The organism is Enterococcus sp. AZ149 (genome assembly GCF_051714285.1).
GTDB lineage: Bacteria > Bacillota > Bacilli > Lactobacillales > Enterococcaceae > Enterococcus_D > Enterococcus_D entomosocium.
This window is the reverse complement of the sequence record NZ_JBIORO010000001.1, coordinates 3,203,146-3,226,812: the sequence shown is the minus strand read 5'-3', so window position 1 is coordinate 3,226,812 and position 23,667 is coordinate 3,203,146. Positions and strand designations below refer to the sequence as shown.

23 protein-coding genes are annotated in these 23,667 nt (G+C 43.8%); 15 read left to right on the top strand and 8 right to left on the bottom strand.

The genetic code is table 11. The features are described from left to right. Positions 1–17 precede the first annotated feature (17 nt). Positions 18–863: a MarR family transcriptional regulator gene (locus tag IGI94_RS15000; protein ID WP_430607314.1), complete on the bottom strand. Its 846-nt coding sequence runs from the start codon at positions 861–863 to the stop codon at positions 18–20. Positions 864–1,064: 201 nt separating this feature from the next. On the opposite strand from IGI94_RS15000, the gene IGI94_RS14995 reads away from it, so the two are divergent. The 4 genes from IGI94_RS14995 (at position 1,065) to IGI94_RS14980 (ending at position 3,890) form a co-directional block, all read left to right on the top strand. After that, positions 1,065–1,670 (top strand): NADPH-dependent FMN reductase, encoded by a 606-nt coding sequence (locus IGI94_RS14995; protein WP_082741533.1) that lies wholly within the window; start codon positions 1,065–1,067, stop codon positions 1,668–1,670. A 36-nt stretch (positions 1,671–1,706) separates the two neighbouring features. Further along, positions 1,707–2,228 carry an NADPH-dependent FMN reductase gene (locus tag IGI94_RS14990; protein WP_005233313.1) on the top strand — a complete coding sequence of 174 codons (522 nt, stop codon included), beginning with the start codon at positions 1,707–1,709 and terminating at the stop codon, positions 2,226–2,228. 222 nt (positions 2,229–2,450) lie between these two features. Further along, complete coding sequence (locus tag IGI94_RS14985; protein WP_005233315.1) at positions 2,451–3,284, top strand: glycosyltransferase family 8 protein; 834 nt, start codon at positions 2,451–2,453, stop codon at positions 3,282–3,284. 138 nt (positions 3,285–3,422) lie between these two features. After that, complete coding sequence (locus IGI94_RS14980; RefSeq protein WP_010748985.1) at positions 3,423–3,890, top strand: TspO/MBR family protein; 468 nt, start codon at positions 3,423–3,425, stop codon at positions 3,888–3,890. Positions 3,891–3,936: 46 nt separating this feature from the next. Here IGI94_RS14980 and IGI94_RS14975 read toward each other — a convergent pair whose 3' ends face one another. Then, positions 3,937–5,742, bottom strand: coding sequence for a M3 family oligoendopeptidase (locus IGI94_RS14975; protein WP_034872886.1), 1,806 nt, complete (start codon positions 5,740–5,742; stop codon positions 3,937–3,939). Positions 5,743–6,133: 391 nt separating this feature from the next. Between IGI94_RS14975 and arcA the strand changes: the two genes are divergently transcribed. The 8 genes from arcA to IGI94_RS14935 all read left to right on the top strand — a co-directional run bounded on the left by arcA (position 6,134) and on the right by IGI94_RS14935 (position 13,650). Beyond that, positions 6,134–7,357, top strand: a complete 1,224-nt coding sequence (arcA, locus tag IGI94_RS14970) for an arginine deiminase (RefSeq protein WP_061053384.1) — start codon at positions 6,134–6,136, stop codon at positions 7,355–7,357. 19 nt (positions 7,358–7,376) lie between these two features. Beyond that, positions 7,377–8,396 (top strand): ornithine carbamoyltransferase, encoded by a 1,020-nt coding sequence (gene argF, locus IGI94_RS14965; RefSeq protein WP_008380172.1) that lies wholly within the window; start codon positions 7,377–7,379, stop codon positions 8,394–8,396. A gap of 17 nt (positions 8,397–8,413) precedes the next feature. Beyond that, entirely contained in the window at positions 8,414–9,349 is a 936-nt protein-coding gene (arcC, locus tag IGI94_RS14960) for a carbamate kinase (RefSeq protein ID WP_005233327.1), read from the top strand. Between the two features lie 42 nt (positions 9,350–9,391). Next, complete coding sequence (locus IGI94_RS14955) at positions 9,392–10,081, top strand: Crp/Fnr family transcriptional regulator (protein WP_005233329.1); 690 nt, start codon at positions 9,392–9,394, stop codon at positions 10,079–10,081. A 44-nt stretch (positions 10,082–10,125) separates the two neighbouring features. Beyond that, on the top strand, positions 10,126–11,577 hold the full coding sequence (locus IGI94_RS14950; RefSeq protein WP_008380167.1) for a YfcC family protein: 1,452 nt from the start codon (positions 10,126–10,128) through the stop codon (positions 11,575–11,577). A gap of 77 nt (positions 11,578–11,654) precedes the next feature. Further along, positions 11,655–12,161: an arginine repressor gene (locus IGI94_RS14945; RefSeq protein WP_086372409.1), complete on the top strand. Its 507-nt coding sequence runs from the start codon at positions 11,655–11,657 to the stop codon at positions 12,159–12,161. Positions 12,162–12,375: 214 nt separating this feature from the next. Further along, a complete protein-coding gene (locus tag IGI94_RS14940) occupies positions 12,376–12,891 on the top strand; it encodes a VanZ family protein (RefSeq protein WP_008380164.1) in 516 nt (171 codons plus the stop codon). A gap of 63 nt (positions 12,892–12,954) precedes the next feature. Further along, on the top strand, positions 12,955–13,650 hold the full coding sequence (locus IGI94_RS14935) for a YoaK family protein (protein WP_005233335.1): 696 nt from the start codon (positions 12,955–12,957) through the stop codon (positions 13,648–13,650). 31 nt (positions 13,651–13,681) lie between these two features. Here the strand turns inward: IGI94_RS14935 and IGI94_RS14930 are convergent, their stop codons facing one another. The 3 genes from IGI94_RS14930 to IGI94_RS14920 form a co-directional block, all read right to left on the bottom strand. Continuing rightward, a complete protein-coding gene (locus IGI94_RS14930) occupies positions 13,682–14,011 on the bottom strand; it encodes an SdpI family protein (RefSeq protein ID WP_144330814.1) in 330 nt (109 codons plus the stop codon). Between the two features lie 161 nt (positions 14,012–14,172). Beyond that, on the bottom strand, positions 14,173–14,655 hold the full coding sequence (locus IGI94_RS14925) for a VOC family protein (RefSeq protein ID WP_438899927.1): 483 nt from the start codon (positions 14,653–14,655) through the stop codon (positions 14,173–14,175). 39 nt (positions 14,656–14,694) lie between these two features. Further along, complete coding sequence (locus IGI94_RS14920) at positions 14,695–15,573, bottom strand: aldo/keto reductase (RefSeq protein WP_016611992.1); 879 nt, start codon at positions 15,571–15,573, stop codon at positions 14,695–14,697. 97 nt (positions 15,574–15,670) lie between these two features. Between IGI94_RS14920 and IGI94_RS14915 the strand changes: the two genes are divergently transcribed. Continuing rightward, positions 15,671–16,039: a winged helix-turn-helix transcriptional regulator gene (locus IGI94_RS14915; RefSeq protein ID WP_005233339.1), complete on the top strand. Its 369-nt coding sequence runs from the start codon at positions 15,671–15,673 to the stop codon at positions 16,037–16,039. A 64-nt stretch (positions 16,040–16,103) separates the two neighbouring features. Here IGI94_RS14915 and IGI94_RS14910 read toward each other — a convergent pair whose 3' ends face one another. From IGI94_RS14910 to IGI94_RS14900, 3 genes are all read right to left on the bottom strand, one after another. Continuing rightward, a complete protein-coding gene (locus IGI94_RS14910; protein ID WP_005233340.1) occupies positions 16,104–16,403 on the bottom strand; it encodes a hypothetical protein in 300 nt (99 codons plus the stop codon). A gap of 154 nt (positions 16,404–16,557) precedes the next feature. Continuing rightward, the gene (locus IGI94_RS14905; RefSeq protein ID WP_196044140.1) at positions 16,558–17,955 is read right to left on the bottom strand and encodes a L,D-transpeptidase family protein; all 1,398 of its coding nucleotides are present in this window, start codon (positions 17,953–17,955) and stop codon (positions 16,558–16,560) included. Positions 17,956–18,223: 268 nt separating this feature from the next. Beyond that, positions 18,224–19,207: an L-lactate dehydrogenase gene (locus IGI94_RS14900; RefSeq protein ID WP_005230720.1), complete on the bottom strand. Its 984-nt coding sequence runs from the start codon at positions 19,205–19,207 to the stop codon at positions 18,224–18,226. A gap of 355 nt (positions 19,208–19,562) precedes the next feature. Here IGI94_RS14900 and pth point away from each other — a divergent pair, with 355 nt between their 5' ends. Continuing rightward, positions 19,563–20,123: an aminoacyl-tRNA hydrolase gene (pth, locus tag IGI94_RS14895; protein ID WP_008380153.1), complete on the top strand. Its 561-nt coding sequence runs from the start codon at positions 19,563–19,565 to the stop codon at positions 20,121–20,123. Between the two features lie 11 nt (positions 20,124–20,134). Continuing rightward, complete coding sequence (mfd, locus tag IGI94_RS14890; RefSeq protein ID WP_438899926.1) at positions 20,135–23,653, top strand: transcription-repair coupling factor; 3,519 nt, start codon at positions 20,135–20,137, stop codon at positions 23,651–23,653. Positions 23,654–23,667 lie beyond the last annotated feature (14 nt).

Below are 23,667 nucleotides of genomic sequence, written 5' to 3'. Positions count from 1 at the left end.
TTTTTCATTAGGTGCTATTAGAAATCCTGCCAATCATCTTCGGCTGCTTCGTCTTTAGAAGCGGAATCAGGTCTTGCTTTGCGGTCTTGTCCAAACCCGTAGGCATCAAAAAAGTTGCCTTTTCCCCATGTGTCCCGTGGATCATTCGCCTCGCTACTATCAAATGGCCCAAATGGCCCAAATGGCCGATTGCCAAACATGCCGCGGTGTCCAGGAAATGGCATTTGCCGCATTGCTTCTTTGATCTGCTTTTTCATTTGACGCCGCTCGTCAGCGCCCATATCTTGCCAAGTATCTTTCATTTGTTGCTTCATTTTTCGGCGATCGTCATTCGTCATTTCCTGCCAATTTCCACCCCATTGCTTCATCATCTGTTCCCGGATCTCCTGCATAGCTTGTAGACGATCCATCGGGTCAATAAAGCGTTGCGTCTGTTGCTGAAAGTCAGCTTCCCACCCAGCGGCGATGTTTTCAAGCAGACGGGCAAATTCGGTTTGTTCTTCCTCTGTTAACCCAGCAAAAAACGTTTGACTGCTGGCGGCTTCTTTTTGTGCCAGTAATTTTTCTGCTTTTTTTCGTCCAGTTGCTGTCAGAAAGATTCGTTTGATCCTTTTGTCGGCTGCATCTTCTTTGCGTTGGATATCCCCACTGCTTTCCATTTTCTTCAATAGTTCTGCCAAGGAACTTGGCCGTAAATCTAAAACTTCTGCGAGGTAATTTTGCACCAAGCCATCTTCTAAATTTAAAACGGCTAGGACGCGTTGCTGTCCAGAAAGGCGTTGGTTATTTTGACTCATAAAAGCATTGCTGGCTTCGCTGATAAAACGAAGCTGTTTCATTAAGTGATCGGTCATTGTACTCATTGAGAACACTCCTTTTGAATTATTGTTCGGTACCTAACGATATCGATGAGTTGATTATAGTTCGGTGCCGAACGAATGTCAAGAGGAAGCTGCTGAGATTTTTACCTAACAAAAAGTAAGCAAAACGATTGACTTACTAAAAGTAAGTTTGATATGCTGAGTCCATCGTTAAAGAAAACACAATAAAAGGAGTACAAAAGAATGGTCTTTGGATTTGGGAAAAAAGAACAAATAATTGAAAAAGAAGTAATTAAAGAGGTGTATCGCACTCCGGAAAAGAAAAAAGCGCAAAAAATCGGAATCATCGTTGGCAGCACGAGAGAAGGCCGCGTGAGTCCGCAAGTAGCCAATTACGTTTTACAAACAGCACGAGCACATAGCGACCGCTCATTTGAAATCATTGATATCAAAGACTACGACTTGCCCTTTATGGGTACAGGTGAAGCGAACCAAGCGTGGAATGAAAAAATCGCTGAATTAGACGGTTATATCTTCATCGTACAAGAATACAATCATGGGCTATCGGCTTCCTTGAAAAATGCGTTAGACAGCGCCCGCGAGGAATGGTTCAACAAAGCAGCAGCAATCGTCAGCTATGGTTCAGCAGGGGGTATTCGGGCCGCTGAGCAAGTTCGCTTGATTTTGGCGGAACAAAAAGTAGCCACGGTGCGCACCAATCCGGCCTTCAACTTGTTCACTGATTTTGAAAACTTTGCCACCTTTACTCCTGGCGAGCATATGACTGTGGGAATGAACGACATGTTGACGGAATTACTGGACTGGGCCGACACATTTGCCAATCGTTAAAAAAACAAACGAAAACAAACTTAGGGGGAACCAATCATGAAATTTGGTATTATTTTAGGCAGTACAAGAGAAGGACGCGTAAGTCCGCAAGTCGGAGCATATATTCAAGAAATTGCTACTCAACGGTCAGAGCATCAGTTTGAGATCGTTGATGTAAAGGCATTTGATTTACCGTTTATGGGAACGGCTGAGCCAAACATGGCATGGAACAAAAAAATCGCTGAGTTAGATGGCTATATCTTCATCGTACAAGAATACAACCACGGTTTTGCGGCTTCCTTGAAAAATGCCGTAGACTCTGCACGGGAAGAATGGTTTGATAAAGCAGCTGGGATCGTCAGTTATGGTTCTGGCGGTGGGATTCGTGCCGCTGAACAATTGCGTAACGTTTTAGCTGAACAAAAAGTTGCCACCGTGCGGACTAACCCAGCCTTCAATCTCTTCACAGATTTTGAAAATTTCAGTACCTTCAAACCCGGTGCGCACATGGCTGCAGGTGTCAATGACATGCTGGATGAATTGTTGTTGTGGTCAAAAGCTTTTGCCACGATTCGCTGATCTGTTTTAGGAGGTCACCATTTATCATCGATCATTTGCTGTTTCATTCATTGAATGGAGCAGCATTTTTTTGCGTTTCCAAGGAATGGTTTTCACTGGAAAGGCTATTTCACTGAAAGAATGACTAAAAATCGGGTATACTAGAAGAACAGAAGATGCGGGCAACTGCGTTCGATTTTTTGCCCAACGAGTGCATCCAGTAACAGAGGAGTGAACAAGAGCATGAATCTACTTTTTGCGATTGATGATCGATTCAGTGAACAATTAAAAACAACGTTATATTCAATCAAACGCCATACGACAGCAGCATCTTTCGATGTCTATGTCTTACAAGAAAAAGAATTGAGACAAGGTGCAGAGCTAGAGGTCTTTTGTCAAAAATTGGCGATGACCTATCATCCCGTCATCATCGGTTCTGGTTCGATCTTTAAAACCGCGCCAGTTAGTGACCGCTACCCAGAGTCGATCTACTATCGATTGTTGGCGCAAAATTACTTGCCGCAGCAGGTGGAAAAAATCCTGTATCTGGATGCGGATATTTTGTGCATCAATGATTTGCGCCCCTTGTATGAGCTGACGTTAGGGGATTTTCTGTATGCCGCTGCCAGTCATTCCAAGCTGACAGAAGTGACGACGGTCATCAATAAAGTCCGTTTGCGCAATTATGAGTCAGAAGGCTACTATAATTCAGGTGTCTTGCTGATGAATGTGCACCAGCTACGGCAAGAGGTCAAAGAAACAGAAATCGCAGCCTTCATTGAGAAAAATCATTTGAACCTCTTTTTGCCGGATCAAGATATTTTAAATGGGTTATATGGTGATCGGGTGCTGGCGATTCCTGATCAGCTCTATAACTATGATGTACGGAAAAACCGTACGTATGAGACGATCAGCCTAGGGGAATGGAGTTTGGATTGGGTCATCGAACATACCGTTTTGCTGCATTTTTGCGGCAAAGAGAAACCATGGAAGAAAGGCTATCGCAGCCGCTACGGTTCGTTATACAAATATGTAGAAAATGAACGGCGGAAGTTTGAAGAGGAACAATCAAAGTAGCTGTCATTGAATATAATCAAAATTACCTTGAAAGAAACGTCCACACGGCCGTTTCTTTTTTTAAGCGTTCTATTCTGCTTTTTTTCGATTCGATGGTACGATGAAACTAGCGAGTCATGAAAAAAAGGAGTGGAGAACATGAAATTTTTAATTTGGCTGGTCTGTGTGATCGGCATTGAAGCAACAGGAATCATCTCGAGTTTGTTTGCAGGGGACATTGCCGGAACGTATGCGCAAATGGAAAAACCCTTTTTAGCCCCTCCTGGTGGGATCATTGGGATCGTTTGGACGATTTTGTATGCCTTTATGGGAACAGCGTTGTATCTGTTGATCGTAGCCAAAGTCAATCCAGCGCTTAAAAAGAATGCCTATATCTTCTTTGCGATCCAGCAAGTATTAAACTTCTTGTGGAGTATCGTTTTCTTTGGCTGGAATGCTTACTGGGCCGGAACGGTCATTATTGTCTTGTTAGTGTTATCAGTGATTATTTGTATGATCCTCTTTGCTCGCATCGACAAAAAAGCGATGTACTTGTTTATTCCTTATTTGATTTGGTGTTTATACGCCGGCTACTTAACGATCGGCTTAACTTTATTGAATGCCTGATAGAAAAACCCTCTTCCAAGCGTCATGTTGGAAGAGGGTTTTTGTTTTAGATATAGTCTTCAGTCAATTCCATAAAGCTGGCAACATCTTTTAGAACCATGTCGATCCCTGCTTGCCAGAAGTCTGGTTTCGTTAAATCGACACCAAGGTGTTTTTGTGCCAATTCCTCGGTGGTCATTGAAGCAGTATCTTGCAATAAAGCAATGTATTCTTCTTCAAAGCTAGACCCTTTTTCATTGGCATACGCGTAGATCCCCATACTAAAGAGGTAACCAAAGGTGTAAGGGAAGTTGTAGAACGGCACATCGTCAATAAAGAAGTGCAATTTGGCTGCCCAGAAATGTGGGTGATAAGTCGCTAACCCATCCGCATAGCTTTCTTTTTGCGCCGCAGTCATCATTTCCGTGATTTGTTCCGCTGAAACCAAGCCCTTTTGACGAGCTTGATAGAAGCTGTTTTCAAAAATAAAGCGTGCGTGGATGTTCATGAACATCGCGATCGCATTTTGCATTTTGGCATCCAATAGATTGATTTTTTCTTCTTTTGTCGTTGCTTCTTTAAGGGTTGCATCAGCAACGATCAATTCAGCAAAGGTACTTGCTGTTTCGGCAACGTTCATGGCATAGTTGCGATTTAATTCCGGTAGCTCCCAAAGAACGCTGCTGTGAAACGCGTGACCTAGCTCATGGGCGAGCGTCGCTACTTCGTTGACTGAATTGCTGTAGGTCATGAAAATACGTGATTCTTTGGTTTCTGGCAAGCTGGTGCAATAGCCGCCAGGACGTTTGCCGGGACGGTCTTCTGCTTCGATCCAGCTTTTTTCAAAAGCGACTTGGGCAAAGTCAGCCATTTTCGGACTGAACTTACGGAAGTTGGTCAAAATGAAGTCAGCTGCTTCATCAAAGGTGTAGGTTCTTTCTTCCATGTCCCCAAGGATGATTGGCGCATCTTGGTCTTGCCATTCCATTTTTTCTTTGCCGAAAAGCTGGGCTTTGCGAGTCAAGAAATCAACGATTGGCTGTTTGTTCTTTTGGATTGTGCCCCACATAGCATCCAATGTCGCTTTTTGCAGACGATTGTATTCTAATGGTTCCTTCAAGTAATCAGTGACACCGTGAAGTTTGAAGGTAGAAAGGCGGAAACCGTCTAAGTGGTTCAAGGTATCCGCAAAGAGGTCTTCTTTTTCTGCCCACGTCTTTTCCCAAGTATCGAATAAACGCGCACGAACTTCCGGATCAGGATCGCCCATCATTTTATTGAAGGCTTGACCAGCTGAAAACTTGATCGTCGTGCCGTCTTCTTGAAGGAAAGGAATTTCGATCGAGGCAACGATCGTATCGTAATGTTGGCTCCAAGCATTCAAGCCATCTAAATTTAAAGTGTTGATGATGGTCTCTTCTGCTTCGGATAATAATTCTTTGCCGTCGCGGCGAATCTCGCTTAAACGAAAAGCGACAGGTGCTAAGTTTTCCGCTTTAACTAGTGCTGTCCAATCATCCTCAGAAATTTCTGTCAATTTTTTCGAGAAAACGGTTTGTGCTGCTTGCAGTGCTGGCAATTTTGCGTAGAGGTCACCCGTCAGGATTTTGGCTTTGCTGTCATTGACATTCGCTGAAAGCAAGGCATTGATAAAGCTGCCGCATTGTGAAAATCCTTGACTAATAGTTGCGGATAAATCAAGTAACTCTTCTAATTTTGCTGCATCGTCTTCGCTGTTGGGCGACCATGCATCGACTGTTGTTCGGTAATTTGCAATTTGTTCTTCCAGTTGGCTCATGCGTTCTTTTAATTGAACAGAATCGCTGCCTCCCGGAAAGATTGTTTCCAGATTCCAATTGATTGAATAGGTCATTCCTATCAAACCCCTTTCTTTTCCTTCGATCTTATTAAGTATAGCATAACGAAATTTGGTCGCAACCATCAGAATCCTTATGAAATAAGGGTTCTTGATAAAACTGTACCAAAAACAAAAAATGGAATGTATAACTCCTTGATCTATTGATAGGGCGGAAAAACGTCAGAAATAAAAAAACTATCACATCCTCATCAAATTCTTAGAAAAAAATCGATGGATAAATATTACATATGAAAAAAAACAGCGAGTAAAAAAACGCCTGATGAGCGATATTCGCTTTTTCATGCATAATGCCAAATCCTTTGCGAAAAGAACACGAAATATACCACTGCGAAAGCGTATACAATTAGGTAGCATAGAGGTGTAAACAGAAGAAGGAGGAAGAAAAATGCCAAATGCTATTCATGTTTTTTCAGAGATTGGACGATTGAAGCAAGTCATGCTTCACCGCCCTGGTCGGGAATTGGAGAACCTTGTTCCTGATCATTTGAACCGCCTGCTATTTGATGATATTCCTTTTTTGGAACAAGCCAGAGCAGAACATGATCGGTTTGCGGAAGTCCTACGTCAAAATGATGTGGAGGTGTTGTATCTAGAAGATTTAGCTGCTGAATCGCTCACGTCACCAGAAATCAAACAGCAATTTCTCAAGGATTATTTAGCGGAAACTACAATCCAAAGTCCTGAGATCATCAAAGAAGTCACGGATTATTTTATGTCTTGTGACAATGATCGGGAACTGATCGACAAAACTATGGCTGGTTTAGCCAAAAATGAACTGGAGCTGCCAAATACCCAGAGCCTCGCTGGGACCGTGGATGATCAATACCCATTTCTGATCGATCCAATGCCAAATTTGTATTTTACACGAGATCCCTTTGCGACGATTGGTAACGGAGTATCCTTGAATCGCATGTATTCAGAAACAAGACGGCGCGAAACGTTATACGGCAAATATATTTTTGCTCATCATCCAATGTTCCAGCAAAATCCGCCTCATATGCTTTATGATCGCGCTCAACCAACCCGCATCGAAGGTGGCGACGAATTAGTTCTGTCAAAACATGTGTTGGCGATTGGTATCTCGCAACGAACGGATGCCGCTTCGATTGAGCAGCTGGCCCGCAAAGTGTTCGAAAATGAGCCAAGCTTTGAGTATGTTCTAGCGTTTGACATTGGTCAAGAGCGCAAGTTCATGCATTTAGATACGGTATTTACAATGGTCGATCATGACAAGTTTACGATCCATCCAGAAATCGAAGGAGAGCTGACGGTTTATTCAATCTCACGAGCAGGTGATGGGGTGACGATCAAAGAAGAAAAGGACACGTTGGAAAATATTTTATGTCGCTATCTAGAACTAAATACGGTTGAATTGATTCGTTGCGGCGGCAGTGATTTGATTGCAGCAGCTCGGGAACAATGGAATGACGGTTCCAATACCTTGACGATCGCACCTGGCGAAGTCGTCGTATATGACCGCAATACCATCACCAATCAGAAGTTGGCAGAAGCCGGTATCAAATTGCACAAAATCTCCGGCAGTGAATTGGTTCGTGGTCGTGGCGGTCCTCGTTGCATGAGCATGCCATTTGTTAGAGAAGATATTTAAATCAGAGGAGGAATCATCGATGGAACAAGTATTTAAAGGAAGAAGTTTTTTAGCAGAAAAAGATTTTACGAAAGCCGAGTTAGAATACCTCATTGATTTTTCAATCTATTTAAAACAATTGAAAAAACAAAATATTTCTCATCGTTATTTAGAAGGTAAGAACATTGCCCTTTTGTTTGAAAAAACATCGACTCGGACACGGGCGGCCTTTACGACAGCTGCCATCGATCTTGGTGCCCATCCAGAATTTTTAGGCGCGAATGATATCCAGCTAGGCAAAAAAGAATCTGTGGAAGATACAGCAAAAGTTTTAGGCAGCATGTTTGACGGTATTGAGTTTCGTGGATTCAGTCAACAAGTCGTTGAAGATTTAGCCAAATTCTCCGGTGTTCCTGTTTGGAATGGCTTAACCGATGAATGGCACCCAACCCAAATGATCGCTGACTTTATGACCATCAAAGAAAACTTCGGTACCTTGGAAAACATTACGCTAGTTTATGTGGGTGATGGTCGGAACAATATGGCGAATAGTTTGTTAGTGACGGGGGCAATTTTAGGGGTCAACGTTCGTATCTGTGCACCAAAAGAACTTTTCCCAGCGCAAGAAGTGACAGACTATGCCAACAAATTTGCTAAAGAATCTGGCAGTCAGTTGATGGTAACAGATGATATCCAAAAAGGCGTCAAAGATGCAGACGTCTTGTATACCGATGTTTGGGTGTCAATGGGGGAAGAAGACCAGTTCGAAGAGCGGGTGAAGCTGTTGAAAGATTACCAGATCAACCGCGAAATGGTGATGGCCACCGGAAAACAAGACGATGGCTTGATCGTGCTGCACTGCTTGCCAGCGTTCCATGATACGAATACGACGTATGGAAAAATGATCGAAGAAAAATTTGGCATTTCTGAAATGGAGATCACAGACGATATTTTCCGTAGTCACTGGGGTCGTCAATTTGAAGAGGCTGAAAACCGGATGCACTCGATCAAAGCGATCATGGCAGTAACATTAGGCGATCTATTTATTCCTAGAGTGTGAGAAGGAGCAGTGAGCAGATGAGTGAAAAGAAACCAACGATCGTTGTCGCCCTTGGCGGCAACGCCATCTTAGCAGAAGATGCCAGTGCCAAAGGGCAAAAAGAGCGACTCAAACAGACCGTGGACTATCTGATTCCCTTGATCCGAAAAGACGTCAATTTGATCATTACTCATGGGAATGGTCCCCAAGTGGGAAACCTGGTTTTGCAGCAGCAAGCGAGCGATTCTAGCAAAAACCCAGCAATGCCTTTAGATACCTGTGTCGCCATGACCCAAGGCAGTATTGGCTATTGGTTGCAAAATGAGCTGAGAATCCAGTTGAAAGCAGCACAAATAGCGAAGCCGGTGGTGACTGTGGTCACGGAAATTACAGTCGATGCCCAAGATCCAGCATTTGCCCATCCGACAAAACCAATCGGGCCGTTCTTAACGGAAACGGCTGCCAAAGAAGCCATGGCGGCTTCAGATGCCATCTACCGGGAAGATGCTGGCCGTGGCTGGCGGAAAGTCGTGGCTAGTCCTGCACCACAAGCGATCCAAGAAGTTGCCAGCATCAAAGCGCTGATTGAACAAAACACGATCGTCATTTGTGCAGGAGGCGGCGGCATTCCCGTGCTAGACAATGGCCTGGGTGTTGAAGCCGTGATCGATAAAGATTTTGCTTCTGAAAAATTGGCTCGATTAGTCGATGCGGATCAGCTGATCATTTTAACGGGCGTAGAAAAAATCGCTTTGAACTTTGGCAAGGAAAGTGAGCAGTGGTTGGATCATGTGACCGCCGCGGAATTGGAAACCTATGTCGATGAAGGCCATTTTTCACCAGGTAGTATGTTGCCGAAAGTACAAGCCGCTTTGAACTTTGTCAAAATGGGGGCGGAAAAACGGGCAGTGATTACTTCTTTAGACAAGCTGGCAGCTATCGATGATGCTGGCACGCAGATCACCTGGAAGTAAGCGAAGCAGCAAAGCAAGACCCAAAACATTGGAGTGAGAAAAATGATCGACCACCAAATAAAAGATCCATCAACAAGAGCGAACAGCTTTCAATGGCTGGAAGAAGAAAATCAGCAGCGTTTGAAAGAGCATATTTACTGCCGTACGTACAAAAAAGGTCAAGTGCTTTTTTATGAAGGCGACGTAAGAGATCGGATATTCCTTGTGATAGAAGGACTTGTGCGGATCGAAAAGACCGACGGAACTGATTCCTATTGTTATGTAGATTTTGTTGGGCCAGATCAGTTATTTCCTTTGATTGGCTTGTTTGAAAGAGACAACTATGATGTATCGGCATTCGCTGCAACAGACATTGTCGTGCAGTTTGCAGCGATGTCACTGTTTGAACCGCTAGTCGTTTCGTCTACAAGTCAGTTGCTGTGGCTCAATCAGCAAATGAGCCGGCAGTTGGAAAAGCAAAGACGCCGTGTCGAGTATTGTGTCACCTCCAGCGCGCAAACAAGAGTCGTTAATACGATTGGTCTTTTGATGATCGAGCATGGGCAGACACAAGGTGAGCAGATTCGCATCCCTTTTCCAGTTTTTATCAATGATATAGCCAAGTACAGTGGAACGACGCGAGAGACAGTCAGTCAAACGCTCAAGGCGCTCGTGCATAAAAGAAAGATTTATTATCGCTACAAAGAACTCATTATTTATGACCAAGATTATTTTTCTCATGTTGCCAAGTAATGGCTGGCAGCAAATAGGATCGATTCAAAAAAGGGGGAACACAGATGAAAAAAAAGCAAAAAGAAAAAAAGTCGCTGACATCATTCAGTATCTTATTTCTGATCATTATCGCCTTGACGGTCGCTTCCTGGCTCTTAGCAGGGCAGCCTTTTGCGCCTTCTTTACCAGCAGGCCAAGAAGAGATGGTCAGCCAAGTGGTGGGTGCCAAGTTTTCTGATTTCTTTATGGCGCCTTTTAACGGATTTCGTGATGCGATCGAGATCTGTGTGTTTATTCTCTGTTTGGGTGGTTTTTTGAATATCGTCACGCGAACAGGCGCTTTGGAAGCCGGGATTCAGCATTTGGTCAAAAAACTCAAAGGCAATGAGTTGATTTTGATTCCGATTTTAATGATCTTGTTTTCGATCGGCGGCTCCACTTATGGAATGGCGGAAGAAACGATTCCTTTTTATTCCTTATTAGCAATAACGATGGTGGCATCAGGTTTTGATACGATCGTCGCAGCAGGAACCGTTATGCTGGGTGCTGGTGCCGGCGTGATTGGCTCCACCGTCAATCCCTTTGCGACCGGCGTTGCGATGGATGCCTTGCGAAGCATCGATATTGCCCCAAACAATGGCACGATCTTAGTAGTCGGGGCATTGCTTTGGTTAGTCACGACCGCATACTGTATCTTTGTGGTGATGTCTTATGCCAAAAAAGTCAAAGCCGACAAAGGCTCCACGATCTTATCGCTGCAAGAGCAAAAAGAAATGGAAGAACATTTTGTCAAAGACACGAACGAAGCCTTGGTGTTTACGCAAAAACATCGCCTGATTTTGACGATTTTTGGTTTATCCTTTGTGATCATGGTGGTTTCCTTGATTCCTTGGGGCGACTTTGATATCCATGTGTTTGACGGTTGGACCGCCTTTTTGACCGGCAATAGCTTCGGTGAATGGTATTTTGGTGATTTGGCCATGTGGTTCTTCTACATCAGTATCATCATTGCGTTGATTCAAGGATTCTCAGAAAAAGAAATCGTGACCAACTTTATCGATGGGGTCAAAGACATTTTATCCGTTGTCTTGATCATCGTTGTGGCACGGGGTGCTTCCTACATTATGCAAACGACGTACTTGGATCTGTTTATTTTGGATCGGGCTTCCCATCTTTTAGAAGGTCTATCACCTGTCCTGTTTGTGATTGGCGCCTACATTTTGTATCTGCTCTTATCGTTCTTGATTCCATCGACTTCCGGACTAGCGTATGTATCGATCCCGATCATGGGGGCCTTGGCGCAAAGCATCGGACTCAATCCGAACGTCATGGTGATGATCTTTACTGCTGGTTGCGGATTAGTGAATTTGATCACACCAACTTCTGGCGTCGTGATGGGGGGATTGGAGCTGGCTCGGGTCAACTATTCCACTTGGACCCGCTTTATGCGCAAACCGTTACTGGTTATTGGAATTTCCAATCTTGCCATTTTAATCTTCTCAATGTTGTTCTTGTAAGCTACGTTTCAAGATGTGAACGAGACGGATCAACTATTTCAGTAAGCGAGGCGACTTGAGAGGAGCGGATCAAGTAAATGAAAAAAAAAGAGCGACAAGCAATTATCAAAAAACTCTTTGTCCTACATCGGATTGAGTCTCAAGAAGAATTGATGAATTTATTAAAAAAAGAAAATGTTTCAGCTACCCAAGCCACGATTTCTAGAGACATGCGGGAAATGAACATCGCTAAAACGTATGCTAAAAACGGTCGGCCGTATTATTCGATCTTTGAATCCAAAGAGCAGGATCTAGAAGACAGAATTGCGTTTTCGATGTATGAGTACCTAAAAAAGATTACGCAGATTGACTTTTTAGTTGTCGTTCATACGGCTGAAAACGGCGCCGATGTGATCGCCAATTATCTTGATGAAATGGAGCTACCAGAAATTGTCGGCACGATTGCAGGGTTTGATATTTTATTGATCATCACGCCGTCACAAGAAGCGGCAGCAGAGGTCGTCGATCGGTTGAACCATTATGTAGAAGGCTACGTGATGGGTTCGTCATTGTTTACTGGAGAAAAAAACGCAAAACAGCCCTGAGAATCGTTGAAGGAGCTGAACGTCACAAGCCCCAAAATCTCACAACCAAACGGGTGACGGCTTTTCATACCGATGGCTATTTTTAAAAAGAAAGAGTGCTTCTAATCTTCACGGAAGCACTCTTTTTGTGTGTGCAATGTCACCACGGTTTGCTGGAAAAACAGTTGCATCACCAAATGAAAATGGTAAGATAGGAAAATGAGGAGTGAAAACTATGAAAAAATTACTGAAAGAACCGAATTTTTACTTTTGTATCGCACTTGCGGTTATGGTCATCCTCTTTATCAGTTCTTCACAAACCTATGAGCAGCAATCACAAATCGGGTTGCTTTCACGAATCTTAAAAAATGAACCATTGAAAGAGTGGCTAGAGAAGATTTCTTTTTCCTATGCTGGTTCGGAGATCAGTATTGCGGAAAAAGGCTATTTCTCATTTGTGGAATTTTTCATTCGTAAAGGCGCACATTTCTTTACCTATTTTGTCTTAGGGGGCAGTCTGTTCTTCGTTCTCGTATATCGCCGTACGCCGTATTGGCTAGCCGCTTTTTTTGCTTGGTTAGCAGCTACCGGCTATGCTGGGATCGATGAATACCATCAAATGCTGACGGGAGGACGGACGCCGCTTTTTCAAGATGTCATGCTGGATTCAGCTGGAGCACTGACCGCCGTTCTTTTGGGGTGGTTGATTTGTCAGTTATCGAAAAAGTCACCTAAACGCCGCAAAACATAACGAGTTGTCGGCGTTTTTAAGCGTTAAGCTGTTAGAAAGTATAAAAAACAAGAGGCGAAACCAATGGAAAAAAGTTTGAGTAGTGTCAAAGGCAAAACCGAGTTTGTCGTGCATGAAAGTTTGCCGGTGGGGGTTCTTCTCGCGATGGCTGGCGGCTTTTTAGATGCCTATACCTATCTCTTTCACGGTGAAGTGTTTGCGAGCATGCAGTCGGGGAATGTTATTTTGTTAGGGATCAATCTTTCAACGGGGCAGTTTGAACAAGCCTTTCGGTATCTGCCACCAATCTGTATGTTTTTAGTGGGGATCGTGGTGACGAATTATCTGCAGCATCATTTTCCGACTGGTGGTTGGATCGTTTGGCAAAATGCTGCATTGATCTTTGAAGCGGTCGGTATTTTGGTTCTGGGCTTTTTTGCGCGTTCTTTACCCAATGTCCTGGTTGATTCCGGGTTATCTTTTTTTGCAGCAATTCAATATGCCGCCTATCGGCGATTGGCAGGGATGCCCTATGCTACCACGATGACCACTGGCAATTTACGTTCGCTGGCTGATTACTTGTATTTGCGCGGGTTTAAGCAGGACCGATCAGTGACACCCAAGATCATTTCTATTTCCTTGATCATCGGCGGTTTCTTTTTTGGGGCGGTTTTAAGCAGCTTGCTGGGGATTTTCTTATTCCACCGCACCATCTGGGTGGTTTCAGGAATTTTAACCCTGGTGTTGGGGATCACGATCCATAGTCAAAATAAAGAATAGAAAAAGACATTCGCCGGAATGTCTTTTTGTCTTACTTTTTGGTGCTCGAGCGTGAATCTTTGAGATACAGCGCTATTTCTACCAGCAGTGCTGCCAGAAGATAGCTGCCAAGGACGGCTATCTGGTAAAATTTCTCTTCAATCAGCTCGTTGCGCTGCAGCAAAATGACCCCACCTAGAAAGAGCATCGCCAACAGGGAGAACCACTGCTGGGAAAAACGCCAATTGCTGACACTGGCTGTACTGCGCTTGGTGCGAAAGCCGAATATATAATTGGGTTCTTCTCGGCAAAAGAACCGGAAGACGATGAAAAAAATACCCGTAAAAATCAACAACAAAAGACCAATATCGATCGAGATCACTTCCTTTCAAGCGAGGTTTGTTGGGAAAATCAGCGAATAAAAAGGATTATCTATTTATTGTACTCGCTGTAAAGGGTTCTATGAAGGGGAACTATTGAAAAAATAGATAGTTTTGCGTAAATAAAAAGGGAGGGCGCTATAAGTCGCCATCCCTTTTTCAATTATCCGCGTTGAAATGGTCCTTTTGGTGCAATCAGTTCAAGATTGGTGCCATCTGGATCTGTAAAGTAGGCAACACCTGTCCCGAAGCCGCTTTTTAAACCATCTTGTTCTTCAAAAACGATTGGGGTACCGTCAAGTTCAACCCCGATGGCTTTTAGACGAGCAACGGCTTCATCAATATTTTCGACTTCAAAACAAAGATGCATGGCACTGATTTGCTCATTGGAATAGCTAGCTTTGTTGGATTTTGGTTCGACGTATTCTAAAAGGTCGATGTTGAGATTGTCTAAATGAAGATTGGCGTATTTGATCAATGTATCCTCTAAACCTTGCGTTTGCGCCATTCGTTTGCCACCGATCGTATCTTGATTAGCGATTTTCTTTCCAGTTAATGCTTCATAAAATTGGATGGAACGTTCGAGATTGCTGACGGTGATTCCCACGTGGTTCACCATTGAAAATCCTGTGTTTGTGTTTGTCATTATACTTCCTCCTAAGGTTTTGTTTAGTATATCGTTTGGTTAATGAAAATCGAATGTGTCTGGATCTGGACCCACTCGCAGGTCCTCATTTAATGCGTTCAAGCGAGCCATTTCATCTTCTGATAAATGGAAATCAAAAATCGCTGCATTGGCGCGCATTCGCTCAGGGTGTGTCGATTTGACATTGACTAAGATTCCTTGTTGGATAGCCCAGCGTAAAAGCACTTGTGCCGCTGATTTTTGCTGTGCATCGGCGATCGCCAAGACGGTTTCCTCTTTCAGCAGTTTGCCTTGCATCAAAGGTGACCAAGCTTGGATCGCAATCCCCTTTTCAGCACAAAAGTCCCGCAGGTCTTGCTGCGTAAGTTTGGGATGCAGTTCGATCTGATTGACGACAGGAACGACCTTAGCAGCGGCCAATAGTTGCTCCAAGTGATGAATCTGGAAGTTGCTGACCCCGATTGCTTTGATTTTTCCAGCGGCATACAAGTCTTCCAAGGCGCGCCATGACTCTTGAAATGCCTGGTTTCCCGGCCAATGGATCAAGTACAAGTCGAGATACTCGAGGTTTAAGCGGGCCAAACTTTCATTGAAAGCATGGATCGTTTCATCATAAGTTAAATGATCGTTCCAAAGTTTGGAAGTGACAAAGAGTTCTTCACGAGCCAACCCCGTTTCTTGTAAGCCTTGTTTGATTCCTTCCCCTGTTCCTGTTTCGTTGCCGTAAATAGCCGCCGTATCAATCAGGCGATACCCATTGATAATGGCCTGTTTCACGACCTCTGCTGTTTCAGCTTCAGGGATTTGAAAGACACCTAACCCCAAACCGGGGATTTTGCTGCCGTTGTTCAGTGTAACGGTATCCGATAATTTTTCGATCATAAAAACATCTCCTTTATTTTTTTCTGTAATCATCATATAATGAGGAGGTAAGGTTGTATAGTACGTACTTTTTTGTTTGATACACACATTTTGGTAACATTTGTGTGTTTACAGACTTGATGAGGTGAAAAAAATGGAAGAAAAAATTTATAATATCGGTGTAGAAGCAACGATGGATGTCATCGGCGGGAAATGGAAACCAATCATTCTTTGTAATTTACGCCATGGGGCATTGCGTCCTAGTGATTTACGGCGAAAAATTCCTGGCATCAGTCAAAAAATGTTGACGCAGCAATTGCGGGAACTAGAAGAGTCTGATATCGTTACCCGCAAATCCTATAATCAAGTACCACCCAAAGTTGAGTATTCCTTGAGTGAATATGGAGAAACGTTAGGCGGCTTATTGGATACCCTTTGCCAGTGGGGCACGATGCACGTCGCTGCGCTACAAGACAAAGGAGAACAAGTTACTTTGTTAGAACAAGAAGAGGCGATTGTCTAGCAGAGGGCAAGTGGCATGAGAAAAGGCCGGCAGAAACCATTGGTTTCCGTCGGCCTTTTTTAGGCTATGCTTGTTGGATCAATTCTAGAATGGCTTCAGCATTCATGCCGCTGTAATGATTGATGGGAAATGACAGGCGCTTGATTCGCGGCGGGATGGCCTGCTTGATCATCGGATCTGTTAAAGAAAGCAAAGGATCGACCAAAACGATTTTTTCTTGCGAAAAACGATAATTCATCAGACGTTCTGGTGTCACAACAGTCACGCTGATTTGATCCTCGGACAGCATTTGGATGTTGCGGGCGAAAATTTTAATCAGACTTCCAGCTAAAGTAGAACGATCAATAAAGACAACTTTTTCCAAAGTGATTCTCCTTTTTAATTAACATGCTTAATTAAGTATATTAATTAAATGGCGCTTTGTAAACAGGAACATTTGGGAAACAACAAAAAAGCCGCAAAAGAATTTTTTTTGCGGCTTTTGGTTCATCTATAAAAAGGTTTGACTCTTTTTTCCATTAAATCACGATCACGGGTGTCCCGACTTCGGCTTTGCTGTACAATTCTTTCATCACACCTGGCGGAGTATTGATACAGCCGTGAGAGCCGCGGGTTTTCCATAGGTCACCACCGTATTCCGTTTGCCAATCAGAATCATGGATTCCAACACCGGTCCAATCGATCGGCATCCAGTAATCAACAGGGGATGCATAATCTTCACCTGTCAAGGTTGCATCTTCTTCTTTGTTCCAGACATAGAAGACACCAGTTGGCGTTGGTGTGGCTGGTTTTCCAGAAATAATTTTCGTATCTAGCACCAGCTCGCCATCTTTGTAATACCACATGTGTTGGTTTTTCAGATCAACTTCGATATACGTGTTGCCAAATAACGGGCTGCCAGCATCGGTGCTTCCTTGAGCGATCGGTGTGCGCGTGAAGTCTTCGCCGGCTTTTAACGCCTCAATCAATGCTTCTGTTTCCGCATCGGTTTGGATCGTCCAGCTGAGGGTGCCGGCTGGAACCGTTACTTCACCTTGTTTGGTACTCTTGAAGGTCGAAGAATTGGTGCTGGTGTTGTATTGCTCTCCGATCGAAGCGACATAGCTTCTTACTTTGTCTTCGTCGATCGTGGTGTTGCCATCTTTGTAAGAGAGCCAATCCATGATCGATTCTCTTGGAATTTGAAACGTGTTTCCGTTGATCGTATAATTGCCGGTTACTTTGGCGATTTTATTCAACGAATCCATTTCTTTGGTTAGATCAGGATCATCAGCGGTCACACTTGGTTTTGTGACGTAATCGACGAGATTTAATTCCTTTTCGCCACTGACGATGGCTTCTTGTAAGTCCGCTACTGCTTTGTCCACATCAATGGCATCGCCGTCAACTTCTGGTTTGATAGAAAAGCCGTCTTCGCCTTTTTCCAATGTTGCATCGGCTGACTTGGTACGATCCTCATTTAAAGTTTCTAGTTCCTTTTGAATCGTATCCGTTTCGCTGTTTAGCGTATCTTGATCCACCGAGAGATTGTCCAGTGTTTTTTCTTCTGCAGCGGAAACATAAGCCATTCCCCAACTCCACTGGTTCTGTTCATCTTTTAATGATTGCAGTTCATTGGTGAAATCCGTTTGTAACCCAAATTGAGCAAGGTTGATTGTCTTCCATTCGTTATCGCCTTCTTTGATGGTGAAATCTTCTTGCGAATAGCGGTCATGCAGCAGGGCATTGGCCTCGGCAACAGTTTTGTTGCTGATGTCGATCCCATCGATTTCAGTCTTTGGTAAAAAACGGTTTGCATAATATGTACTTCGGTAGGTATAGCCGCCAGCGATCACTACTAATATAGCAGCCACAACGATCAGAACAATTTTCTTGGTATTGTTCTTGGCGTCAGTATGTTTGTTTGAACGAGTCATTCAACTACTCCTTTTTTCTAATGGCATAATAGATAATAACGCTTAAATCATACCATATTCCCCCAAGAAAGCGAATATGGCAAATGAAACTTCCATGAAAAATAGAAAATTCTTAAACTATCTTTAGCTAAGCTGTAGAAAAGCATTTCTTTGTATAAAAAAACTGAACGAACCGCAGCAAATCATCTTGATCAAATTGTTCTGAAAAAGAGTGAGCTGTAAGGTTCGTTCAGTGGCATAGTTGACTAGCTAAACGAAGTGAAAGAAATTATTGATTGTCTTCTGCATCTAGTTTCGCAAAAGCTTCATCAAGAATATCTTTTAATTGTTTTGCAGAAGCGGCCATCCGGTCTTTTTCACCATCCGTCAATGGGATCTCAATCACTTTTTGGATCCCTTGGGCGTTGATAACTGCAGGCGCACCGATGTACAAGTCGTTTAAGCCGTATTCGCCGTTCATGTACACAGACAATGGTAAAACAGCATTTTCATCGTCTAAGATCGCGCGAGTGATTCGTGCTAAGGCTACCGCGATCCCATAGAAAGTTGCACCTTTTTTCTCGATAATGGTGTAGGCTGCATCACGAACGCTGAAGAAAATGTTGACCATTGCTTCTTCATCGATGTCTGGGTTATTTTTGACCCATTCATAGATTTGCAAGCCGGCTACGTTGGCATGAGACCAAACAGGGAATTCTGAATCCCCGTGTTCGCCTAAGATATAGGCATGGACGTTACGGGCATCAACATCGACTAATTCAGCCAAAGCTTGACGGAAACGTGCAGAGTCTAAAGAAGTACCTGAACCGATGACGCGTTCTTTCGGGAAGCCTGAGAATTTCCAAGTCGAGTAAGTCAAAATATCGACTGGGTTCGCTGCTACTAAGAAGATTCCGTTGAACCCTGAATCAACGATTTGGGTAACTACTTCCCGGTTGATTTTCAAGTTTTTATGAACCAAATCTAAACGGGTTTCACCTGGTTTTTGAGGCGCACCAGCTGTAATAACGACTAAATCAGCATCATGTGCATCTTCATAAGAAGCGGCATAGATTTTTTTAGGGGAAGTAAAGGCCAAGGCATGGGACAAATCAATTGCGTCGCCTTCTGTTTTTGCTGTATTTATATCAATGATTCCGACTTCTTGCGCAATGTTTTGGGTCACCAGCGCAAACGCGTAACTAGAACCAACCGCACCGTCTCCAACAAGAATTACCTTTTGGTGATCTTTTTTGTTCGTTTTTGCAGTCATCTGTGTATCATTCCTTCCGCATAATTGTTTTACTCGCTATCATCCTACCATTTTCAAGTATATTTGTCATGTGATTTGCACAACAATATTACACAAAATATCGCTGTTTCAGTTGTAAATGCTTTCTTTGTTATTACGTCAAAAAGAGGATATATCAACGTTTTATTAAGATTCGTTAAGAAAGATAAAAACTGAGCAAGAGGACGCCACCATAACAGTCCATTTCGTGTTATAATTATTTCAGCAAAAGAACTGGGCGCATTTGTGTGCCCAGTATTTTGTGTTTGGATAAGAAAACCGATAAAATAGATGAAGAATCAGCTTGAAACTAGAAATAATGGAGCGTAATCGAAAAATGAAAATGATTGTAGGCTTGGGAAATCCCGGCAAAAAATATGAGAAAACCAAACACAATGTTGGCTTTATGGTAGTGGATGCCTTGGCACAAAAGTACCAAGCAACCTTTAAAAAGTCGGCTTTTGAAGCAGAAGTGGCAGAGTTTTTCTTGAAGGGTGAAAAAATCCTTTTGGTCAAACCGCAAACCTTCATGAATGAATCCGGTCGTTCGGTAGGTCCGTTGATGACCTATTTTGGCATCTATCAAGAAGAATTAGTAGTGGTCTATGATGACCTTGATTTAGCATTAGGGAAAATCCGCTTGCGCCAAAAAGGCAGTGCGGGGGGGCACAATGGAATCAAGAGTTTGATCGCGCATTTGGACTCGACAGTCTTTGACCGCATCAAAATCGGGATCGATCGGCCACGTCCAGGACAAACCGTGGTCAATCATGTACTGAGTCCTTTTGCAAAAGACGATCTGCCCATCGTTTTACAAAGTATTGATAAGGCGGTCGAGGCAAGTAGTGATTACTTGACCAACGGCGACTTTCTTGCCACAATGAATCGATTTAACTAAGGAGGGCCGAGATGGATTTAATTGAATTAATAAATAAAGTGCCGACAGTGGCGGCTTGGCATGCAGGTTTACGTGAACAGGCCCCCCGGCAATTACTGACCGGTCTAGCTGGATCGGCAAAAACATTGGCGATCACCGGTGTGTATCAGGCATTTCAAAAACAAGTGATCGTGGTGACACCAAATCTGTATTATACGAATCAACTAGCCGAAGATCTGCGCAACGTGACGGATGATGTCTATGTTTTCCCAGTGGACGAAGTGTTGTCAGCCGAAATGGCTTTTTCTTCACCAGAAGCACGAGAAGAACGAGTGGCAGCGCTGAATGCTGTTTCTCAAGGAAAAACCGGGATCTATGTGTTGCCGGTGGCGGCTTTGCGAAAGTATTTGCCTGAAAAGAAAACCTGGTTAGCCAACCAATTCCAATGGCAAATCGGCGATGAGATCGATTTAGAGCGTTTGCCGCAACAATTGATCTTGATGGGTTACGAACGGCAGTCAATGATTGGCAAACCCGGCGAATTCAGTATTCGTGGGAGCATCCTCGATATTTATCCATTAAATGCCGAATACCCCGTACGGATCGAGTTATTCGATGTAGAAATCGACTCGATGCGTTCTTTCAACGTGGAAACGCAACGCTCAGTGGAAACGCTGCAGCAAGTGGCTATTTTACCGACTACCGAATTGGTTTTCTCAGCGGAAGATTTAGCGGCGGGGCAAAAGCAGCTACAAGAATTATTGAACAAACGGTTGGCGGTCACCAAAGAAGTAACTGATCGCGCGTTTTTAGAAGACTATTTCGGCCAATTGGCCTCCCAATGGCAAGCGGGGATTCCCGGTGAAAGTGCCCGTTATTACACGGATTTGCTTTATCGTCAGCAAACGAGTGTCTTAGATTATTTTTCTGAAGACGCCTTTTTGATGATCGATGATTATGCTCGGATCATGGAGACCAATCGTGAGATCGAACGGGAAGAAGCGGAGTGGCATACCCAAAAATTAGCGGAGCTGCGGGTCTTTTCTGAACAGCAATTCGGGATCGATGTCCATCAACTGCTGCAAAAAGAAACCTTTGTGACCAGCTTCTTTTCTTTATTCCAAAAAGGAATGGGGAACATTCGCTTCCAAGCGATCCATCAATTCCAATACCGGCCGATGCAGCAGTTTTTCAGCCAAATGGGTCTCTTGAAAGTTGAGATCGATCGCTGGGAGAAGCAACAGCAAACGGTGATTTTTCTGGTCAGTGACCAAGAACGGGCCAAGAAGTTAGAGCAAGATCTGCGAGATCATGATATCTATGCCGTGCAGACGCAACAAGACCGCCTGTTTACGGGACGCACCCAAATCGTGGTGGAACGTTTGCAAAGCGGCTTTGAAATGCCGCAAGACAAGCTAGTGGTGGTTACAGAAAAAGAAATTTTCCAAAAGATGAACAAAAAAAGAGCCCGCCGGCAAAATGTCACCAATGCGGAACGTCTCAAAAGCTACAATGAGTTAAAAGCCGGCGATTATGTCGTCCATGCGAATCATGGGATCGGGAAGTACATCGGCATGGAAACCTTAGAAGTCGATGGCGTCCATCAAGATTATATGACGATCTTGTACCAAAACGAAGACAAGCTCTTTATTCCAGTCACCCAATTGAATTTGATTCAAAAATATGTGGCTTCCGAATCGAAAACACCGAAAATCAATAAATTAGGCGGCAGTGAGTGGGCGAAGACCAAGCGCAAAGTGACGGCTAAAATTGAAGACATCGCAGATGATTTGATTTTATTGTATGCCAAACGCGAATCAGAAAAAGGCTATGCCTTTCAACCAGACGATGCCTATCAAAAAGAATTTGAAGATGCCTTTCCTTATTCGGAAACCGATGATCAGCTGCGCAGTACGGCAGAGATCAAGCGGGATATGGAAAAAGAAAAGCCGATGGACCGTTTGTTAGTTGGAGATGTCGGTTTTGGGAAAACAGAAGTGGCGCTGCGGGCTGCTTTTAAAGCGATCAAAGAGAGCAAACAAGTGGCTTTCTTAGTGCCGACAACGATCTTGGCACAGCAGCACTATGAAACGATGGTCGATCGTTTTGAAGGATTCCCCGTCAATGTTGGGGTGCTGAGTCGTTTTCGGACGAAAAAACAGCAGAATGAAACGATCGAGCAAGTGCGCAAAGGGCAAGTCGATATTTTGGTGGGGACCCACCGATTATTGTCAAAAGATGTCGAGTTTGCTGATTTGGGCTTGTTGGTGATCGATGAAGAACAACGTTTTGGGGTCAAACACAAAGAGCGCTTGAAACAACTGCGTTCGCAAGTCGATGTGTTGACGTTGACGGCAACGCCGATCCCAAGAACATTGCATATGTCGATGCTGGGCGTGCGGGACCTATCTGTGATCGAAACACCACCGGAAAATCGTTACCCGATCCAAACCTATGTGATGGAGATGAATCCAGGAGCGGTGCGAGAAGCGATCCAACGGGAGATGGCACGCGGGGGCCAAGTGTTTTATCTCTATAATCGTGTCGATACGATCGAGCGAAAAGTTGAAGAACTGCAGGCGTTAGTGCCAGATGCACGAATCGCTTATGCCCACGGGCAAATGACCGAGATCCAATTGGAAAATACCCTGTTTGACTTTATTGAAGGGCAATACGATGTGTTGGTGACGACGACGATCATTGAAACCGGTGTGGATATTCCCAATGCCAATACGTTGTTTGTGGAAAATGCCGATTACATGGGGCTTTCGACGTTGTATCAGTTGCGTGGCCGTGTCGGTCGGAGTAATCGAGTCGCTTATGCGTATTTCATGTATGAACAGCAAAAAGTGTTGAACGAAGTCAGTGAAAAACGTCTGCAAGCCATTAAGGACTTTACGGAGTTAGGTTCAGGATTCAAAATCGCGATGCGAGATCTTTCGATTCGTGGGGCAGGAAATCTATTGGGGGCGCAACAGCACGGCTTTATCGATGCAGTCGGGTTTGACATGTACTCACAAATGCTGTCGGAAGCAGTCACTCGTAAACAAGGGAAAAATACCCAAACAGAAAAAACGACCGTTGAGATCGATCTGGGGATCGATGCCTACTTACCGACTTCGTATATTGAAGACGAACGGCAAAAAATCGAGATCTATAAACGAATTCGTGAGCTGGAATCACAAGAAGCAGTTGATGAACTTCAAGATGATTTATTAGACCGTTTCGGAGAATACCCTGTAGAAGTGGCGCACCTCTTAACGGTGGGCGAGATCAAAATGAACGGCGATCGTGCCTTGTTAGAAACTATCCGCAAGCAGCAACAAACCGTGTCGTTAACTTTGAGTAAAGTAGGCACGAAAAATTATTCGGTGGAGCAGCTGTTTGAAGCATTGAAAGCCACTAAATTAAAAGCCACGATGGGTGTCGATCATGAGCAAATGACCATCAAATTACAGATTCCGCCAGTGATGAAAGAAAGCACCTGGCTATTAGAAATCCAAGATTTTGTCAAAGCGTTACGGGAACAAAAATACGCCAGCCAAGGCTAGAAAGGAACCAGAGG

What these genes read in the sequence shown, in the direction of transcription:
- IGI94_RS15000 (WP_430607314.1), bottom strand. Translation starts at nt 863, where the DNA reads ATGAGTACAATGACCGATCACTTAATGAAACAGCTTCGTTTTATCAGC.
- IGI94_RS14995 (WP_082741533.1), top strand. Translation starts at nt 1,065, where the DNA reads ATGGTCTTTGGATTTGGGAAAAAAGAACAAATAATTGAAAAAGAAGTA.
- IGI94_RS14990 (WP_005233313.1), top strand. Translation starts at nt 1,707, where the DNA reads ATGAAATTTGGTATTATTTTAGGCAGTACAAGAGAAGGACGCGTAAGT.
- IGI94_RS14985 (WP_005233315.1), top strand. Translation starts at nt 2,451, where the DNA reads ATGAATCTACTTTTTGCGATTGATGATCGATTCAGTGAACAATTAAAA.
- IGI94_RS14980 (WP_010748985.1), top strand. Translation starts at nt 3,423, where the DNA reads ATGAAATTTTTAATTTGGCTGGTCTGTGTGATCGGCATTGAAGCAACA.
- IGI94_RS14975 (WP_034872886.1), bottom strand. Translation starts at nt 5,742, where the DNA reads ATGACCTATTCAATCAATTGGAATCTGGAAACAATCTTTCCGGGAGGC.
- arcA (WP_061053384.1), top strand. Translation starts at nt 6,134, where the DNA reads ATGCCAAATGCTATTCATGTTTTTTCAGAGATTGGACGATTGAAGCAA.
- argF (WP_008380172.1), top strand. Translation starts at nt 7,377, where the DNA reads ATGGAACAAGTATTTAAAGGAAGAAGTTTTTTAGCAGAAAAAGATTTT.
- arcC (WP_005233327.1), top strand. Translation starts at nt 8,414, where the DNA reads ATGAGTGAAAAGAAACCAACGATCGTTGTCGCCCTTGGCGGCAACGCC.
- IGI94_RS14955 (WP_005233329.1), top strand. Translation starts at nt 9,392, where the DNA reads ATGATCGACCACCAAATAAAAGATCCATCAACAAGAGCGAACAGCTTT.
- IGI94_RS14950 (WP_008380167.1), top strand. Translation starts at nt 10,126, where the DNA reads ATGAAAAAAAAGCAAAAAGAAAAAAAGTCGCTGACATCATTCAGTATC.
- IGI94_RS14945 (WP_086372409.1), top strand. Translation starts at nt 11,655, where the DNA reads ATGAAAAAAAAAGAGCGACAAGCAATTATCAAAAAACTCTTTGTCCTA.
- IGI94_RS14940 (WP_008380164.1), top strand. Translation starts at nt 12,376, where the DNA reads ATGAAAAAATTACTGAAAGAACCGAATTTTTACTTTTGTATCGCACTT.
- IGI94_RS14935 (WP_005233335.1), top strand. Translation starts at nt 12,955, where the DNA reads ATGGAAAAAAGTTTGAGTAGTGTCAAAGGCAAAACCGAGTTTGTCGTG.
- IGI94_RS14925 (WP_438899927.1), bottom strand. Translation starts at nt 14,655, where the DNA reads ATGACAAACACAAACACAGGATTTTCAATGGTGAACCACGTGGGAATC.
- IGI94_RS14920 (WP_016611992.1), bottom strand. Translation starts at nt 15,573, where the DNA reads ATGATGATTACAGAAAAAAATAAAGGAGATGTTTTTATGATCGAAAAA.
- IGI94_RS14915 (WP_005233339.1), top strand. Translation starts at nt 15,671, where the DNA reads ATGGAAGAAAAAATTTATAATATCGGTGTAGAAGCAACGATGGATGTC.
- IGI94_RS14905 (WP_196044140.1), bottom strand. Translation starts at nt 17,955, where the DNA reads ATGACTCGTTCAAACAAACATACTGACGCCAAGAACAATACCAAGAAA.
- IGI94_RS14900 (WP_005230720.1), bottom strand. Translation starts at nt 19,207, where the DNA reads ATGACTGCAAAAACGAACAAAAAAGATCACCAAAAGGTAATTCTTGTT.
- pth (WP_008380153.1), top strand. Translation starts at nt 19,563, where the DNA reads ATGAAAATGATTGTAGGCTTGGGAAATCCCGGCAAAAAATATGAGAAA.
- mfd (WP_438899926.1), top strand. Translation starts at nt 20,135, where the DNA reads ATGGATTTAATTGAATTAATAAATAAAGTGCCGACAGTGGCGGCTTGG.